Below are 16,263 nucleotides of genomic sequence, written 5' to 3'. Positions count from 1 at the left end.
AGTTTCCGAGTCCGAGTGTTCTGCTCCCGACTGCCGTCCGACAGGAGAGGCAGCATGCGCGCGATGAATATCCTGGCCGCGGGGGCGCGGCAGGCCGGGTTCCGGCTCATTCTGGCCGGTCTGGCATTCGGCATCCTCGCCGCCTGCGACCAGCCGCCGCCGCCGCCGGAACCGATCCGCCCGGTCCGCACCGTAACTGTCGCGCCGCAGGCCTTCGAGAGCCGCTCCAGCTATACCGGCGAAGTGCGGGCCCGCTACGAGACCAGCCTTGCCTTCCGCATCGGCGGCAAGCTGGTCGCCCGCTTCGTCGAGATCGGCAGCGAGGTCAAGAAGGGTACGCTGCTCGGGCGCCTCGATCCCGACGATACCCGGCTCGCCATCCAGAATGCCCGCGCCCAGGTCAGTGCGGCGCAGGCCAATTTCAATCAGGCGCAGATCGAGCTGACCCGCTACAAGCGGCTGTTCGAGACCCGCGTGATCAGCCAGGCCGAACTCGACCGCCGGCAGAACACCTACAACACCGCACAGGCGCAGCTCGACAGTGCGCAGTCGCAGCTGCGGGTGGCGCAGAACCAGATGGACTATACCGAACTGCATGCCGATGCCGACGGAGTGATCACCGGCATTTCGGCCGAGGCCGGCCAGGTGGTGTCGGCCGGGCAGACGGTGATGAAGCTGGCGCGGCCGGAAGAGAAGGAAGTGGTGTTCAACGTTGCCGAAAACCGGCTGGACGAACTGCGCAATGCCACGGCCATCGCGATCAGCCTGTGGGCCAGCCCGGACAGGGAATTCGCCGGCGTGGTGCGCGAGATCGCGCCCGGCGCGGATCCGGTCACCCGCACCTATGCCGTGAAGGTGACGGTGCAGAATCCGCCGCCGGCCATGCGGCTCGGCATGACGGCCAGCGTCACCATCGTCCGCCGCGGCAGCGACAATGTCGTCGCCCTGCCGCTGTCGGCGCTGTACCAGCAGGGCGACCGGCCGGCAGTGTGGATCTATACCGGAACGGCGGAGCAGGGCAGTGTCGCGCTGCGCCCGGTTGCCGTCGCGGCCTATGTCGAGCATGCGGTGCTGATCGCCGACGGCCTGGCGGCCGGCGAACAGGTGGTCACCGCCGGCGTCCATAAACTGATCCCCGGCCAGACGGTGCGTCTGCTGGAGCCGGCGCGGGCGGAGATCAAGTCGTGAGCGGCGTGCCGGTGATGCCGACGCCGTCCGGCGAGGATGGCGGCGGCGGGTTCAACCTGTCGGCCTGGGCGCTGCGGCACCAGTCGCTGATCGGCTTCCTGATGGTGATCCTGCTGGCTGCCGGCGCGCTGTCCTACATGCAGCTCGGCCGTGCCGAGGACCCGGATTTCACCTTCAAGATCATGATCGTGCGTGCCAACTGGCCGGGCGCCACCGCCCGCGAGGTCGAGCAGCAGGTCACCGACAAGATCGAGAAGAAGCTGCAGGAGACGCCGTATCTCAACTACGTGATGAGCTATTCGAAGCCGGCAGAATCCACCGTCTACGTGGTGCTGCGCGACGACACGCCGCCAAAGCAGGTGCCCGATATCTGGTACCAGGTGCGCAAGAAGGTTTCCGATATGCGGCATACCCTGCCACAGGGAACCCAGGGGCCGTTTTTCAACGACGAGTTCGGCGATACCTTCGGCACCATCTATGCCTTCACCGCCGACGGCTTCAGTCACCGCGAGCTGAAGGATTATGTCGAGGACGTGCGCGAGGAAGTGCTGCGCATCAAGAATGTCGGCAAGGCAGAGCTGCTCGGCGTGCAGCCGGAAAAGATATTCATCGAGTTCTCGAACAAGAAGCTGGCCAATCTCGGCGTCAGCCCGCAGCAGATCCTCGATGTCATCCAGGCGCAGAATGCCCAGACCGCATCGGGCGTGGTGCAGACGGCCTCCGACCGCATCGCCACCCGGGTCAGCGGCGAGATCGAGACGGCCCGGGCGCTGTCCGAACTGTCGATCCAGGCCAATGGCCGGCTGCTGCGGCTCGGCGATATCGCCGACATCCATCGCGACTACGCGGATCCGCCGGCCCCGCGTTTCCGCTTCAACGGACAGGAAGGGGTCGGGCTGGCCATTTCGATGGCCAAGGGCGGCAACATGATCGAGCTGGGCGAGCAGCTGGCTGCAACCATGACGCGGCTGCGGGCCGACATGCCGATCGGCATCGACATGCTCGCGGTGGCCGACCAGCCGACCGTGGTGCAGCGCTCGATCAGCGAATTCATGAAGGTGCTGCTGGAGGCGGTGGTGATCGTGCTCGGCGTCAGCTTCCTCAGCCTCGGCCTGCGCAGTGGCGTGGTGGTGATGCTGTGCATCCCGCTGGTGCTGGCCATCACCTTCACCTGCATGCAGATTTTCGGCATCGACTTCCACCGCATCTCGCTCGGCGCCCTGATCATCTCGCTCGGCCTGCTGGTCGACGACGCGATCATCGCCGTCGAGATGATGCAGGTGAAAATGGAGCAGGGTCTGGACCGCTTCCGCGCTGCCAGCTTCGCCTATACCTCGACCGCCTTTCCGATGCTGACCGGCACGCTTATCACCGCAGCCGGCTTCGTGCCGGTCGGTTTTGCCAAGTCCTCGGCCGGCGAATACACCTTTTCGATCTTTGCCGTGGTCACCATTGCCCTGCTGGTGTCCTGGGTGGTGGCGGTGATCTTCACGCCCTATATCGGCTATCGCCTGCTGCCGACGCCCAAAAACGCATCCGGCGGCGGGCATGGCCATGGCGACGACATCTACCGGCGCGGCATCTACCGCTATGTCCGCCCGGTGGTGGACTGGTGCGTGCGGTTCCGCTTCTTGGTGATCGGCGCCACGGTGGTGATTTTCCTGGCCAGCGGCTTTTCCTTCCAGTTCGTGCAGCAGCAGTTTTTCCCGTCGTCGAACCGGCCCGAGCTGATGGTCGATCTGCGCCTGCCGCAGGGCGCTTCCATCGCGGCCACCGAGGCCGAGGCGCTGAAGCTGGAAGCCATGCTGGCAAAGGATCCGGATGTCATCAGCTACACGACCTATGTGGGAGCCGGTGCGCCGCGGTTTTATCTGCCGCTGAATATCGAGCTGCCGAACGACAATTTCGCCCAGGTCGTGGTGCTGACCGGCGGCGACAAGGAGCGCGAGGCGGTTCGCGAGCGGCTGATCCGCGCCTTCCAGGAGGATTTCATCCTGCTGCGTGGCCGCGTCAACCGGCTGGAAAACGGCCCCCCCGTCGGCTTTCCGGTGCAGTTCCGTGTCTATGGCAGCGATCCGATGGTGGTGCGCGACATCGCCTTCCAGGTTGCCGACATCATGCGGGCCAATCCGAATACCCGTGATGTCAATCTCGACTGGAACGAGCTGAGCAAGGTGGTGCGGCTGGATGTCGATCAGGCCAAGGCGCGGCTGCTCGGCATCTCCTCGCAGGATCTCGCGACCACCCTGAACTCCATCGTTTCCGGCATCACGGTAACCCAGTATCGCGAGGGCCGCGAACTGATCGACGTGGTTGCCCGCGCCGTGCCTGAGGAACGCCTCAGCCTGAACGGCATCAAGGATATCAATGTCGCCGGCGCCGACAGCAGCCGGCCGGTGCCGCTGACCCAGGTGGCCGAGGTGAAGTACGGTCTGGAAGAGGGCATCATCTGGCGGCGCGACCGCCAGCCGGTGATCATCGCCCGCGCCGACATCATCGACGGCATCCAGGCGCCGGTGGTCTCCCAGCAGATCGAGCCGCAGCTGGACGGTCTGCGGTCGAGGCTGCCGCCGGGCTACCGCATCGTCATGGGCGGCGCCATCGAGGAAAGCGCCAAGGCGAATGCCTCGATCGGCGCCGTGGTGCCGGTGATGATCGCGATCATGGTCACCCTGCTGATGATCCAGCTGCAGTCGGTCCAGCGCATGATCCTGGTTCTGCTGACGGCACCCCTCGGGCTGATCGGTGTCACCGTCGGCCTGCTTGGCTTCAATGTGCCCTTTGGCTTTGTCGCCATGCTGGGTGCCATCGCGCTGGCCGGCATGATCATGCGCAACTCGGTGATCCTGGTCGACCAGATCGACCAGGATATCGCGGCCGGCAGCCACCCCTGGGATGCCGTGGTCGATGCCACGATCCGCCGTTTCCGGCCGATCGTGCTGACCGCGCTGGCGGCGATCCTTGGCATGATCCCGCTGTCGCGCAGCGATTTCTGGGGGCCGATGGCCTACACGATCATCGGCGGCCTGCTGGTGGCGACGCTGCTGACGGTGCTGTTCCTGCCGGCATTGTATGCCGCCTGGTTCCGGATCCGGCCGAAGACGGCCTGATCTCCCGTCTCCCGGTGCCGGCTAGCGGTCGTTCAAATGGCAGGCCGACAGGCGGCCCGGCGCGATTTCCCTGAGGGCCGGCGCCTCGCTGCGGCAGCGCTGGGTCGCATGCGGGCAGCGCGGGTGGAAATGGCAGCCCGGCGGCGGGTTCAGTGGCGAGGGAATCTCGCCCGCGATCGGCGTGTAGTCGCGCCGTTCGGCCACCAGGCGCGGCGCCTCGGCCAGCAGGGCCTGCGTGTAGGGATGATTGGGCTGCCGGAACAGCTCCTCCGTCGGCGCGCTTTCCACCACGCGGCCGAGATACATGATCACCACACGGTCGGAAATATGCTCGACCACCGACAGGTTGTGGCTGATGAACAGATAGGTCAGGCCAAGCTGTTCGCGCAGGTCCATGAACAGGTTCAGCACCTGCGCCTGGATCGACACGTCGAGCGCCGCCACCGCCTCGTCGCAGACGATGAACTGCGGCTTCACCGCAAGGGCGCGGGCGATGCCGATGCGCTGGCGCTGGCCGCCGGAGAACTGGTGCGGATAGCGCTTGCGATAGCGCGGATCGAGGCCGACCTGCCGCATCAGGCCTTCGACATAGGCCCCCATCTCGCTGCGGCGGATCAGGCCATGCGCCACCGGCGCCTCGCCGATGATGTCCTCGACCCGCATGCGCGGATTGAGCGAGGCGTAAGGGTCCTGGAAGATCATCTGCACGGCCAGCTTGCAGGTGTGGCGCTCTTCCGGCGTCATTTCGGCCAGGCCCTTGCCGCGGTACTTCATGCTGCCGGCGCTGGCATCCATGATGCCGGCGACGATGCGGCCCAGCGTCGACTTGCCGCAGCCGGATTCGCCGACCAGGCCGACCACCTCGCCCTCGCGGATCGTCAGGTCGACGGCATCGACGGCATGCACCGCCCGCTCCTGCAGGCCGGCACCCATCAGGTTGGCGATGCGCGAGGCGATGTCCAGCCGCCAGGTGAAGCGCTTGGAAACCTGGTTCAGCTCTAGGATCGGGGCGGCGTTCACGAGGCAACCTCCGCTGCGCTGATCGGCGCGGCATCGAAGGGATGGAAGCAGCGCACGGCATGGCCGGGCGCAAGATCGGCCAGTTCCGGCATGCTGTCGCAGGCGGCATCGGCACGGCTGCAGCGGGTCTTGAACCGGCAGCCCGGCGGCAGGTTCAGCGGTGCCGGGGCCATGCCCGGAATCTGGAACAGCCGCTTGCCGCGCGGCAGGGCGCCCGGCACCGAGCCGATCAGGCCGCGGGTATAGGGATGCTGGGGCCGTTCGATCACCGTCGCCACCGGCCCGGTCTCGACGATGCGGCCGGCATACATCACCATGATGCGGTCGGCGAGCCCGGCAACGACGGACAGGTCGTGGGTGATCCAGATCAGGGCGGTGCCGGTCTCGCGGCACAGCTTGCGCACTTCATAGAGGATCTGGCCCTGGATGGTCACGTCGAGCGCCGTGGTCGGCTCGTCGGCGATGATCACGTCGGGTTTGTGCAGCAGGGCGATGGCGATGGCGATGCGCTGCCGCATGCCGCCCGACATCTGGTGCGGATAGGCCAGCAGGCGTTCCTCCGGCGCGGCGATGCCGACCGCCTGCAGGGTCTCCACGGCGCGGGCGCGGGCCGCCGCCTCGCTGATTTTCTGGTGTGCCTGCACCGCCTCGATCATCTGCGTGTCGATGCGCAGGACCGGGTTCAGGGTCATCATCGGATCCTGGAAGATCATCGCGATGCGTGCACCGCGCAGCTGGCGCAGCCGGCTTTCGCCCGCGGCGGTGATGTCCTCGCCCTTGAACAGCACGCGGCCATTGGCGATGCGTCCCGGCGGATCGATCAGGCCGAGCACCGAGAAGCCGGTGATCGACTTGCCGGAGCCGGATTCGCCGACCAGGCCGAGAATTTCGCCGGGGGCGACCGCGAAGCTGACGCCGTCGACGGCCCGCACGGTGCCGTCGCGGGTGGGGAAATGGGTTTCCAGATTCTCGACCTGCAGGGTCGGGGTCGCGGTCTCGCTCATCGGTCCGGTTCCGGGATCAGCGCTTCAGGCGGGGGTTGAGCACATCGCGCAGCTGGTCGCCGACGAGGTTGATGGCAATGATCACCAGGGTCAGCAGCACGCCCGGGAAGACCGAGATCCAGTAGACGCCGCTCAGCAGGTAATCGAAGCCGTTGGCGATCAGCATCCCGAGCGAGGGTTCGGTCACCGGCACGCCTAGGCCAAGGAAGCTGAGGGTTGCCTCGAGGGTGATCGAGCGGGCGATGTCGACCGTGGCGATGACGATCAGCGGCGGCAGGCAGTTCGGCAGCAGGTGGCGCAGCAGAAGGCGGGCGCGGCTGATGCCGAGGCAGCGGGCCGCCTCGACATATTCCTTGTTGCGCTCGACCAGGGCGGCGCCACGGGCGGCACGGGCGAAATAGGCCCATTGCACGGCCACCAGCGCAATGATCACCTTGTCGACGCCGTTGCCCAGCAGGGCCAGCAGGATCAGGGCCACGAGGATGGCGGGAAACGACAGCTGGATGTCGACCGTCCGCATGATGATGCTTTCGGTGCGGCCGCCGATATAGGCGGCCAGCAGGCCGGCGCTGGCGCCGATCGCCAGTGCCAGCGCCACGGCGGTGACGCCGACGAACAGGCTGATGCGCAGGCCGTAGAGCATGGCGCTCAGCATGTCGCGGCCCTGGCCGTCGCTGCCCAGCATGAAGACCAGTCCGGTGCCGGAAACCTCGCCGGGCGGCAGCCGGGCATCGAGGATGTCCAGGGTGGCGAGGTCGTAGGGATCCTGCGGCACCAGCAGCGGCGCCAGCAGTGCGGCTCCGACGAACAGGACCAGCATGGCGACGCCGAGCAGGGCCAGGCGGCTCTCGGCGAATTCGGCAATGATGCGCCGCAGCGGCGATTCCGTCGGGGCGGGCGCGGCGGCGGGCAGGGCGGTGTCGGTCATGGCGCCTCCTCCCGGATCACTTGGCGTTGCCGAGCCGCACGCGCGGATCGAGCACGGAATACAGGATGTCGACCACCAGGTTGATCAGCACCAGCAGCAGCACGACGGTCAGCAGGTAGGCGACGACGACCGGGCGGTCGAGATGGATGATGGAATCGATCAGCAGCTTGCCCATGCCGGGCCAGGAGAAGATGGTTTCGGTGATCACCGCAAAGGCGATCAGGGTGCCAAGCTCGAGGCCGGTGACGGTGGTAATCGGCACCATGATGTTCTTCAGGATGTGGACGCCGATGACGCGCTTTTCGTTCAGGCCCTTGGCGCGGGCGAACTTGACGAAATCCATCAGCATCACCTCGCGCGCCGTGGCCCGGGCCAGGCGGACGATCAGTGCGCATTTCGACAGGCCCAGCGTGATCGCGGGCAGGACGATATGGCTCCAGCCATCGGCGGTGAAGATGCTGAGCTGGATGCCGAACACGCCGACCGTTTCGCCGCGGCCGGAAGCGGGCAGCCAGCCGAGCTGCACGGCGAAGATCATGATCAGCATCAGGCCGACCCAGAAATTGGGCAGGCTGAAGCCGAGCACCGAGCCCGCCATGATGCCGCGGGCCAGCGCCGTCTGGTGGCGCAGCCCGGCATAGAGGCCGAGCGGCACGCCGATCACCAGCGCCATCACCGTGGCGGTGATCGCCAGTTCCATGGTGGCCGGCATGCGCTCCAGCACCAGCCGCATGGCCGGCTGGCCGAACACGAAGGATTTGCCGAAATCGCCGGTCAGGGCGGCGCCGAGGAAGCGCAGATACTGTTCCCAGAGCGGCAGGTCGAGGCCGAGCGCGCGGGCGATCGCCTCGCGGTCAAGCTCGGTGGCTTCCGGGCTGGCCAGGATCGCCAGCGGATCGCCGATCATGTAGATGCCGACGAAGACCAGCACGGACATGACGGCGAGGACCAGCACCGCCTGCATGAGCCGCCGAATGATAAAGACCAGCATCCCCCGGACCCCTGCCAGATTCTGGATAAAATGCGAGCTGCCTCTTGCGCGGGCTTTTCTCCCGCCAAAGGCTATAGCGGAAAGCGAACGCGGCGCCTAGGCCCGTTCCCGGGCGCACCAATCGGCATGGATGGTTCGGTTCAGTCCCGGCGGTCGCTGTCGCTGTCGCCGTCATCGGCGGGACCGGTGCCGAACACATCGGCAATGGTCGGCTCGGACTGCGGGGCTGCGGCTGCCGCACTTTCCGGCAGGTCGGCAGCGGGGATTTCGGCGGCAGGGATTTCAGCGGCGGGCATCGCGCCGGCGCCGGCCTCGGCATTCGCCTTGCGGGCGGCGCGGGCCTCGCGCTTCTCGCGGTTTTCCCTGCGCTTGGCGGCCAGGATCAGCGTGCGGTCGAGTTCGGCCTGGCTGCAGATGCCGAGGCTGACCGGATCGCGCGGCTTGATGTTGGCATGGTTCCAGTGCGTGCGGTTGCGCACGGAATCGATGGTCGCCTTGGTGGTGCCGAGCAGCTTCTGGACCTGCGCATCGGGCACTTCCGGATGATACTTCAGCAGCCAGGCGATGGCATCGGGGCGATCCTGGCGCTTCGACAGCGGCGTGTATTTCGCGCCCTTGGTCTTCTGGCGCTGGACCGGCACGGTCGGCGCCAGCAGCTTCAGGTCGGCGGCGGCATCGGCCTCGCAGCGGGCGATTTCCTCGGCCGCGACCTGGCTGTTGGCGACCGGATCGAGCCCGACGATGCCCACGGCCACCTCGCCATCGGCAATACCCTTCACCTCGAGCGGATGCAGGCCGCAGAAGCGGGCGATCTGGTCGAAGGTCAGCTTGGTATTGTCGATCAGCCACACGGCGGTGGCTTTGGGCATCAAGGGCAATGCCATGGGTAAAATCCTCCTGGTGCGGCCGGCCGGCTAGTCAGCGGTCGGCCGCGTGAGCGGAAAAATCGGGCGACAATATAGTGGAACCGGGCGGGGGCGCAACCACCCGGTTTTTTATATTTTAGTATTACTATCAAACAATTAGAAGCACTTTGCCGACATGGTCGCCATGATCGATCCGGGCATGGGCCGCCGCCGCCTGCTCCAGCGGGAAGCGGGAGTCGATGATGGCCCGCACCCGGCCGTCGGCCAGGGCCGGCCAGACCTTTTCCTCCAGCGCCCGGGCGATCGCACCCTTGAAGGCCACCGGCCGGGGCCGCAGGGTCGAGCCGGTCACCGTCAGCCGCCGGCGCATCACCAGGCTCAGGTCGCCCTCGCCCTTGGGGCCGCCCTGCACGGCAATGATCACCAGCCGGCCCTCTTCCGCCAGGCTCTTGATATTGGGGGTGAAATACTTGCCGCCCACCATGTCGAGAATGACGTCGACGCCGCGGCCGCCGGTCAGTTCGCCGATGCGGGCGGCGAAATCCCCGGTCTTGTAGTTGATGGCGGCATCGGCGCCCAGTTCCTCGCAGTAGCGGCATTTCTCGTCGGTGCCGGCGGTGACGTAGATCTTTCCGGCCCCCAGCAGCTTCGCCAGCTGGATCGCCGCCACGCCGATGCCGGAGGCGCCGCCATGGATCAGGATGCTCTCGCCGGCAGCCAGCCGGCCGCGGTCGGCGATGTTGGTCCACACGGTGAACCAGTTCTCCGGCAGGGCGGCCGCCTCCGCCATGCCCAGCCCGGCCGGTACCGGCAGGCATTGCTCGGCAGGGGCGACGCAGTAGGTGGCATAGCCGCCGCCGGCGACCAGCGCGCAGACCCGGTCGCCGACCTTCCAGCGCGCCACGTCGCGGCCCAGCGCAACGATCTCGCCGGCCACTTCCAGGCCCGGATAGTCGGGCGCATCGGGCGGCGGCGGATACATGCCCTGGCGCTGCAGCACGTCGGGGCGGTTCACGCCGGCTGCGGCCACCCTGATCAGCACCTCGCCGGCCGCCGGCTGCGCCATCGGCCGCGGCGCCGGCTTCAGCACCTCGGGCCCGCCCGGCTGGCTGATCTCGATGACGGTCATCTCCTGCGGCAGCATGCGGTTTCCTCCGGTGCGCTTTCTGAATGGTCTTCGTGATCTAACGGCCCGGGCGCGATCCGGCAAGCATGCGGCGCTCAGTCCGCCGGGGCGCGCCGGAATTCGCCGGCAAAGGCCAGCAGCGACAGCAGCGGCAGGGCCAGGCCGGTCAGTGCGGTGGCGGTCCAGCCGCCATGGGTGTAGCTGACGCTGGCCAGCACCGAACCGGCGGCACCGCCGAAGAAGAAACTGGCGATATACAGGCCGTTCAGGCGGTTGCGGGCCTCGGGGGCCTGGGCAAACAGCGCGCGCTGGCCGGTGACCAGATTGGCCTGTACGCCGAAATCCAGCGCAATCGCCGCCAGCACGAGCAGGGGCAGCATCCGCAGTTCGGCCCCGAACCAGGCCGCCGGGAAACTGAGCGCCACCAGCACCATCGCCAGTCCGGTGGTGAAGCGGCCCCAGCCGCGATCGGCCCAGCGGCCGGCAAGCGGCGCCGCCACGGCCCCCGAGGCGCCGGCCAGTGCGAACAGCGCGATGCCGCGCTGGCTGAGGCCGAAATCCGGCCCCGCCAGCAGCAGCGGCACGGCAGTCCAGAACAGGCTGAAGGCGGCAAACAGCGGCACATGATAGGCCGCCCGCCGCCGCAGCACCGCATTGCCGCGCAGCAGGCCGAACAGCGAGTGCAGGATGCGACCGTAGGACAGCTGCGTCTGCGGCTGCCGCCGGGGCAGCAGCAACGCGAGCAGCCCCGCCAGCAGCAGCATGGCGCCGGCCATGATGCCGAACACCGCGCGCCAGCCGAACAGGTCGGTCAGCAGGCTCGACAGTGGCCGCGCCAGCAGGATGCCGAGCATCAGACCTGCCATGATGTTGCCGATGATGCGGCCGCGCCGGTGGTCGGGTGCCAGATGGGCAGCGAAGGGCACCAGCAGCTGGGCGCCGACCGAAGTCAGCCCGATCAGGAAGGCGGCCGTCAGGAAGGGCAGCGGATGAGCAGTGAACGCCATGCCGGCGAGGGCAATGCCGGCGGCGATCAGCGTGACCAGGATAAGCCGGCGGTTTTCCAGCTTGTCGCCCAGCGGCGCGATCAGCAGCAGCGCGATGCCATAGCCGATCTGCGTGACCGTCACCACGAAGCCGGCCAGCGTGTCGCTCAGGCCGATATCCGGCGCAATCAGGCCGATCAGCGGCTGGGCGTAATAGAGATTGGCGGCCACCAGGCCGCAGGCGGCGGCAAAGACGAAGGTCAGAAAGCCGGTCATCGCCGGGGCTTCGGCGGCCGGCGCGGCAGAATTGTTTTCGGGCATGGGAACTCGGGGCGGGAAGGGAGGCACGCCCAAGATTAGGGCGGCGGATCGCGGAGTATAGCAGGATTTGGTGGCGGCCGGGATTGAGCGGGGCGCCGCAATGCCGCTAGTCTCGGACCGCCGGGAAACGGGCGCCGCGACGGGAGGACGACATGGACTGGGACGAGGCTACGACACGCCGGCCGGCGGCACCGAAATACGACGTGATGTCGATCGAGGATCTCGAGGGCCGTATCGCCGAACTGGAGGCGGAAATTGCCACGATCCGCGAGGTGATCAGGGCCAAGCAGGCCGCGCGCGGCACCGCGGCGGGCTTCTTCAAGACCTGAGGGCTCGGCCCCGCAGCCCGGCCTCCGGCGCGCGGATATGCGCCGGAACCAGGTCGTCCATGGGCTGCCCGGCCAGGCGCAGGGCAACCCGGCAGGCGGTGACGCCCGGCTCGGCCTGGCTTTCCAGCACCACGAACTGGCCGCCGGCCGCCGCCGCCACGGCCCGGTCGTATTCCATCATCCGCCAGCAGGCAGCCGTGCGGCCGGTGCCGCGCAGCGGGCAGGGAGTATCGATCCGGGCCAGGACGGTGTCGGCGGTCACGGCGGTCACCGGCACCTGTTTCGGGCTGGCGAAGCCGCGCTGCCAGGCGGCACCGAGCGCCGGCAGGCCGGTCGCCGGACCGATCCGCTTTGTTCTCGTGGCCAGCGCTGCCAGCAGCCGCGACCAGGCAAAGCTGGCACCGCCCAGGGCAGGATGCATCGCAAGGGCCGCCGATATGGTCAGCAGCGCAGACATGGTCCGGCGGATAACGGCTTTCTGCAGCGGGGACATTTCCAAGACATAAGACAAAATATGTCAAATGTCAAACTGCGATGCCGGCCAGCTAGCGGCTACGGACAGCCCGCAGGATCATGTCGACGGCCGTTTCGGCGCGTGCGCGCCAGGAATCTCTGTCGAACATCGCCGCAAGCTGCGGCGCATGGAAGCTGGCCATCAGGTCGTCGATCGCCAGTGCCTGGGCATCGGCGGCACCGACCCGGAACGCCCCGGCCTCGCGGCCCTCGGCCAGCAGGCCCGCCAGATGGCGGCGGACATGCGAGCGGTGCTGCCGCATGACGACGGCGATATTGCGCATCACCTCGTCGAGAACCTCGACCAGACAGGGATCCGCCAGGTAATGCCGGGTGTTTTCGGCATCGGCGAGCAGGAAGGCCTGCAGCCGGGCGGCCGGACTGCGGCCGCTGTCGCGGGCGATATCGGCGAGGCGGGCCTCATCGGCGGCCAGCCAGCGGGTCGCCAGGGCCGCGATGATGGCCCGTTTGTTGGGGTAGTAGCGATAGATCGCCGTCCGGGCCAGACCGGCTTCAGCGGCAATATCCTCGATCCGCGTGCGCTTACCGCCCATGCGGCGGAAACAGGTCAGCGCCGCATCCAGCAGGCGGTCCTGCACCGGCTCCTGCGGGGCCGCTCCGGCGGAGCTGGCCCCGGCTTCGGCGGCGGCGATGGCTTTGCGCGGGATCATGGCGCGACCATACAGCATCGCCCCGGCCTGTCCATCCTGCCGCCGGGCGCGCCGGAGCCCGGCATTTCACGGTTTTTTAAGCCGTGATCGGCATACTCGGCCCGGTCAATGGTTTCCTCCCTGTTGTGTTTGACCTCGGCCGTCGGGTCATCCCGACGGCCGCTCTTTTTGCGGGATGGAAACAGATTGTTACACCTGCTTGACTAGGGTACTCCCGGCATGGATTAATCGCGGGAGTTTCGAGGTTGAGGCAGATGTCGGGGTCGTTCCATCCAGTCGGACGGAACGGCCCACTTTTTTTGCCCGGCCCGGAGACACCCGGTACGATCTTCAGTCAGCCCGCCGGCCCGGCAACGATCCGCGAAGCATCCGGCCGGGCAGGGAGCAGACGCCATGCTGGAACCGAAATTCCACCGCTTCGACACGCTCAGCCTGCATGCGGGCCAGCAGCCCGATCCGGCCACCGGCGCGCGCGCCGTGCCGATCTACCAGACCACCTCCTATGTCTTCCGCGATACCGACCATGCGGCGGCCCTGTTCAACCTCGAACGCGGCGGCCATATCTATTCGCGCATCTCCAACCCGACGGTGGCGGTGCTGGAGGAGCGGCTGGCGGCACTGGAAGGCGGCGTCGGCGCGGTCTGTACCAGTTCCGGCCAGGCGGCCCTGCATCTCGCCATCGCCACGCTGATGGGGCAGGGCGGCCATATCGTTGCCTCGCGCAACATCTATGGCGGCAGCTACAACATCCTCGTCCATACCCTGCCGCGCTTCGGCATCACCACCAGCTTCGTCGATCCGCGCGATCACGCGGCCTGGAAGGCGGCGATCCGGCCCGAGACGCGGCTGGTCTTCGGCGAGATTCTCGGAAATCCCGGCCTCGAGGTCCTGGATGTGCCGGCGGTGGCGCAGATTGCCCACGATGCCGGCCTGCCGCTGATGCTGGACTGCACCTTTGCCACGCCCTACCTGTTCCGCGGCTTCGAGCACGGTGCCGATCTGGTGATGCATTCGGCGACCAAGTTCCTCGGCGGCCATGGCGTCGCCATCGGCGGCGCGCTGATTGACTCGGGCCGTTTCGACTGGGAGGCGTCTGGCAAGTTCCCGACCCTGACCGAGCCTTACGCAGGTTACCATGGCCTCGATTTCGCCGAGGAGTTTGGCCCCGCCGCCTTCATCATGCGCGCGCGCGCCGAAGGCCTGCGCGATTTCGGTGCCTGCCTGTCGCCGACCAACGCCTTCAACATCCTGCAGGGCGTCGAGACCCTGCATCTGCGCATGGAACGCCATGTCGCGAATGCGCGGAAGGTGGTCGACTTCCTGAAGGCGCATCCGGCCGTGGGCTGGGTGTCGTATCCGGACCTGCCCGAACATCCCGACCATGCGCTGGCGCAGAAACTGCTGCCCAGGGGCTGCGGTGCGATTTTCAGTTTCGGCGTCAAGGGCGGCCGTGCGGCCGGCCGGGCGCTGATCGAGAATCTGCAGATTTTCTCGCACCTGGCCAATGTCGGCGACGCCAAGTCGCTGGTGATCCATCCGGCCAGCACCACTCACCAGCAGATGAGCGCCGCCGAGCTGAAGGCGGCCGGGATCGGCGAGGACCTGGTGCGGCTGTCGGTCGGCCTCGAGGACGTGCAGGACCTGACCGACGATCTTAACCAGGCCCTGCGCGCCGCGGCGAAGGCGGTCAAGGCGGCGGCGGAATAACGACAGGACGGGGAAACGCAGATGTGGCTTGAAGTAGAGGGGCGGAAGGTTTTTGCCGCCACCGGCGGCCGGGAATTCGATGCAGGGCAGCCGGTCGTGGTGTTCATCCACGGCAATGCCTGCGACCATACCGTCTGGGCCCTGCAGACCCGCTGGTTCGCGTATCACGGATATTCGGTGCTGGCGCTGGACCTGCCGGGCAACGGCCGTTCGGAAGGCCCGATGCCCGACAGTGTCGAGGCTTTCGCCGACTGGATGCCGAAACTGCTGGATGCCGCCGGCGTGAAGCAGGCTGTGCTGGTCGGCCATTCCATGGGCGCCCTGATCGCGCTGGAAACCGCCGCACGCCATCCCGACCGGGTTTCGAGAATCTCGCTGCTCGGCTTCGCCTTCCCGATGGCGGTGAATCCGGAACTGCAGGCCCTGGCCGACAGCGGCGCCTACACGGTGGTCGAACTGATGAACGACTGGATGATCGCGAAAAGCAACCAGATCGGCGGCAACCGGGTGCCGGGCCAGTATCTGCTGGCCGGCGCGATCCGGCTGGTCGACCGCGCACCGCGCACGGCGCTGGCGCTGGGTTTCCGCGCCTGCAACGCCTATCAGGGCGGCAAGGCGGCGGTGGCCGCTGCCGCCTGCCCGGCGCAGATCATCGCCGGCGAACGCGATATCATGACGCCGCTGCGTGCCGCGCGCGGCTGGGCACAGGAATTCCGCCAGGGCCGGATCGACGTGCTGCCCGGCTGCGGCCATCTGATGATGGGCGAGCGGCCTGACGAGACACTGGATGCCCTGAAGGATTTCATTGCCGGATAACCCCATGCCAAGTGCCGCTGCCGCCATGCCTGCGCAACGCCTGTACCTGATCTCGCCGCCGGTCATCGAGCCGGCCGCCTTCGCGGAAGCCCTGAAGGCGGCGCTGGGCGCCGGTGACGTCGCCTGCCTGCAGCTGCGGCTGAAGGATGGCGAGCGCACGGCTTCCGACAACGCTTTCCGTCGTGCCGCCGAGGCCGTGCTGCCGGTCTGCCACGACCATGACGTCGCCCTGCTGATCAATGACCGGCCCGATCTGGCCATCAAGCTGGGCGCCGATGGCGTGCATGTCGGCCAGGAGGACGCGCCCTATGCGGAGGCCCGCCGGATCCTCGGCCCCGACCGCATCGTCGGCGTTACCTGTCACAATTCCCGCCACCTGGCCATGGAGGCCGGCGAGGCGGGTGCCGACTATGTCGCCTTCGGAGCGTTTTTCCCCACCGGCACCAAGCAGCCGAAGACCCGGGCCGAGCCGGAAATCCTCGAATGGTGGTCGGGGCTGATGGAAATCCCCTGCGTCGCCATCGGCGGGATCACGGTGGAAAACTGCGCCCCGCTGGTTGCCGCCGGTGCCGATTTCCTCGCCGTCTCGGCCGGAATCTGGCAGCATCCTGAAGGGCCTGCGGCGGCGGTGTCCGGCTTCTGCCGGGCGATTGCCAAGCATGCGTGCGGCTGATAGGGTCCGCCGCC

Annotated in this window: 15 protein-coding genes; 6 read left to right on the top strand and 9 right to left on the bottom strand. The window is 67.5% G+C overall.

The genetic code is table 11. The annotated features are described in order from the left end of the window. Nucleotides 1-54 precede the first annotated feature (54 nt). Both ACEQZY_RS03900 and ACEQZY_RS03895 read left to right on the top strand, forming a co-directional pair. Nucleotides 55-1,188: an efflux RND transporter periplasmic adaptor subunit gene (locus ACEQZY_RS03900; RefSeq protein WP_370152439.1), complete on the top strand. Its 1,134-nt coding sequence runs from the start codon at nucleotides 55-57 to the stop codon at nucleotides 1,186-1,188. Continuing rightward, complete coding sequence (locus tag ACEQZY_RS03895; protein WP_370152437.1) at nucleotides 1,185-4,298, top strand: efflux RND transporter permease subunit; 3,114 nt, start codon at nucleotides 1,185-1,187, stop codon at nucleotides 4,296-4,298. Before ACEQZY_RS03900 ends, ACEQZY_RS03895 begins: the two co-directional genes overlap by 4 nt. A gap of 21 nt (nucleotides 4,299-4,319) precedes the next feature. Here the strand turns inward: ACEQZY_RS03895 and ACEQZY_RS03890 are convergent, their stop codons facing one another. From ACEQZY_RS03890 to ACEQZY_RS03860, 7 genes are all read right to left on the bottom strand, one after another. Next, a complete protein-coding gene (locus ACEQZY_RS03890; protein ID WP_370152435.1) occupies nucleotides 4,320-5,318 on the bottom strand; it encodes an ABC transporter ATP-binding protein in 999 nt (332 codons plus the stop codon). Next, nucleotides 5,315-6,322 carry an ABC transporter ATP-binding protein gene (locus ACEQZY_RS03885; protein ID WP_341703557.1) on the bottom strand — a complete coding sequence of 336 codons (1,008 nt, stop codon included), beginning with the start codon at nucleotides 6,320-6,322 and terminating at the stop codon, nucleotides 5,315-5,317. The genes ACEQZY_RS03890 and ACEQZY_RS03885 overlap by 4 nt, the downstream gene beginning before the upstream one ends. 16 nt (nucleotides 6,323-6,338) lie before the next feature. Continuing rightward, a complete protein-coding gene (locus ACEQZY_RS03880) occupies nucleotides 6,339-7,250 on the bottom strand; it encodes an ABC transporter permease (RefSeq protein WP_341703558.1) in 912 nt (303 codons plus the stop codon). A 16-nt stretch (nucleotides 7,251-7,266) separates the two neighbouring features. Then, the gene (locus ACEQZY_RS03875; RefSeq protein ID WP_341703559.1) at nucleotides 7,267-8,241 is read right to left on the bottom strand and encodes an ABC transporter permease; all 975 of its coding nucleotides are present in this window, start codon (nucleotides 8,239-8,241) and stop codon (nucleotides 7,267-7,269) included. Between the two features lie 140 nt (nucleotides 8,242-8,381). Beyond that, nucleotides 8,382-9,125 (bottom strand): cell cycle transcriptional regulator TrcR, encoded by a 744-nt coding sequence (locus tag ACEQZY_RS03870; protein WP_341703560.1) that lies wholly within the window; start codon nucleotides 9,123-9,125, stop codon nucleotides 8,382-8,384. Between the two features lie 130 nt (nucleotides 9,126-9,255). Further along, on the bottom strand, nucleotides 9,256-10,251 hold the full coding sequence (locus tag ACEQZY_RS03865; protein ID WP_341703561.1) for an NAD(P)H-quinone oxidoreductase: 996 nt from the start codon (nucleotides 10,249-10,251) through the stop codon (nucleotides 9,256-9,258). A 77-nt stretch (nucleotides 10,252-10,328) separates the two neighbouring features. Then, complete coding sequence (locus ACEQZY_RS03860; protein ID WP_370152430.1) at nucleotides 10,329-11,540, bottom strand: MFS transporter; 1,212 nt, start codon at nucleotides 11,538-11,540, stop codon at nucleotides 10,329-10,331. A gap of 152 nt (nucleotides 11,541-11,692) precedes the next feature. On the opposite strand from ACEQZY_RS03860, the gene ACEQZY_RS03855 reads away from it, so the two are divergent. Continuing rightward, nucleotides 11,693-11,869 carry a DUF1192 domain-containing protein gene (locus ACEQZY_RS03855; protein ID WP_341703563.1) on the top strand — a complete coding sequence of 59 codons (177 nt, stop codon included), beginning with the start codon at nucleotides 11,693-11,695 and terminating at the stop codon, nucleotides 11,867-11,869. Here the strand turns inward: ACEQZY_RS03855 and ACEQZY_RS03850 are convergent. Both ACEQZY_RS03850 and ACEQZY_RS03845 read right to left on the bottom strand, forming a co-directional pair. Beyond that, the gene (locus ACEQZY_RS03850) at nucleotides 11,859-12,326 is read right to left on the bottom strand and encodes a hypothetical protein (protein ID WP_370152428.1); all 468 of its coding nucleotides are present in this window, start codon (nucleotides 12,324-12,326) and stop codon (nucleotides 11,859-11,861) included. The two genes, ACEQZY_RS03855 and ACEQZY_RS03850, sit on opposite strands and share 11 nt — an antisense overlap. Nucleotides 12,327-12,414: 88 nt before the next feature. Continuing rightward, nucleotides 12,415-13,053 (bottom strand): TetR/AcrR family transcriptional regulator, encoded by a 639-nt coding sequence (locus tag ACEQZY_RS03845; RefSeq protein ID WP_341703565.1) that lies wholly within the window; start codon nucleotides 13,051-13,053, stop codon nucleotides 12,415-12,417. 393 nt (nucleotides 13,054-13,446) lie between these two features. On the opposite strand from ACEQZY_RS03845, the gene ACEQZY_RS03840 reads away from it, so the two are divergent. The 3 genes from ACEQZY_RS03840 to thiE are packed head-to-tail and all read left to right on the top strand — an operon-like array spanning nucleotide 13,447 to nucleotide 16,249. Beyond that, nucleotides 13,447-14,760 (top strand): O-acetylhomoserine aminocarboxypropyltransferase, encoded by a 1,314-nt coding sequence (locus tag ACEQZY_RS03840; RefSeq protein WP_341703566.1) that lies wholly within the window; start codon nucleotides 13,447-13,449, stop codon nucleotides 14,758-14,760. Nucleotides 14,761-14,781: 21 nt separating this feature from the next. Further along, nucleotides 14,782-15,576 carry an alpha/beta fold hydrolase gene (locus tag ACEQZY_RS03835; RefSeq protein WP_370152425.1) on the top strand — a complete coding sequence of 265 codons (795 nt, stop codon included), beginning with the start codon at nucleotides 14,782-14,784 and terminating at the stop codon, nucleotides 15,574-15,576. Between the two features lie 4 nt (nucleotides 15,577-15,580). Then, nucleotides 15,581-16,249 carry a thiamine phosphate synthase gene (gene thiE / locus ACEQZY_RS03830; protein WP_370152422.1) on the top strand — a complete coding sequence of 223 codons (669 nt, stop codon included), beginning with the start codon at nucleotides 15,581-15,583 and terminating at the stop codon, nucleotides 16,247-16,249. Nucleotides 16,250-16,263 lie beyond the last annotated feature (14 nt).

Source organism: Ferrovibrio sp., assembly GCF_964218355.1.
Lineage (GTDB): Bacteria > Pseudomonadota > Alphaproteobacteria > Ferrovibrionales > Ferrovibrionaceae > Ferrovibrio.
This window is presented reverse-complemented; position numbering and strand designations above follow the sequence as displayed.

Bases quoted from the DNA above. Each gene is read 5' to 3' on its own strand.
- ACEQZY_RS03900 (WP_370152439.1), top strand. From the start codon at position 55: ATGCGCGCGATGAATATCCTGGCCGCGGGGGCGCGGCAGGCCGGGTTC.
- ACEQZY_RS03885 (WP_341703557.1), bottom strand. From the start codon at position 6,322: ATGAGCGAGACCGCGACCCCGACCCTGCAGGTCGAGAATCTGGAAACC.
- ACEQZY_RS03880 (WP_341703558.1), bottom strand. From the start codon at position 7,250: ATGACCGACACCGCCCTGCCCGCCGCCGCGCCCGCCCCGACGGAATCG.
- ACEQZY_RS03875 (WP_341703559.1), bottom strand. From the start codon at position 8,241: ATGCTGGTCTTTATCATTCGGCGGCTCATGCAGGCGGTGCTGGTCCTC.
- ACEQZY_RS03870 (WP_341703560.1), bottom strand. From the start codon at position 9,125: ATGGCATTGCCCTTGATGCCCAAAGCCACCGCCGTGTGGCTGATCGAC.
- ACEQZY_RS03865 (WP_341703561.1), bottom strand. From the start codon at position 10,251: ATGCTGCCGCAGGAGATGACCGTCATCGAGATCAGCCAGCCGGGCGGG.
- ACEQZY_RS03860 (WP_370152430.1), bottom strand. From the start codon at position 11,540: ATGCCCGAAAACAATTCTGCCGCGCCGGCCGCCGAAGCCCCGGCGATG.
- ACEQZY_RS03855 (WP_341703563.1), top strand. From the start codon at position 11,693: ATGGACTGGGACGAGGCTACGACACGCCGGCCGGCGGCACCGAAATAC.
- ACEQZY_RS03850 (WP_370152428.1), bottom strand. From the start codon at position 12,326: ATGTCTGCGCTGCTGACCATATCGGCGGCCCTTGCGATGCATCCTGCC.
- ACEQZY_RS03845 (WP_341703565.1), bottom strand. From the start codon at position 13,053: ATGATCCCGCGCAAAGCCATCGCCGCCGCCGAAGCCGGGGCCAGCTCC.
- ACEQZY_RS03840 (WP_341703566.1), top strand. From the start codon at position 13,447: ATGCTGGAACCGAAATTCCACCGCTTCGACACGCTCAGCCTGCATGCG.
- ACEQZY_RS03835 (WP_370152425.1), top strand. From the start codon at position 14,782: ATGTGGCTTGAAGTAGAGGGGCGGAAGGTTTTTGCCGCCACCGGCGGC.
- thiE (WP_370152422.1), top strand. From the start codon at position 15,581: ATGCCAAGTGCCGCTGCCGCCATGCCTGCGCAACGCCTGTACCTGATC.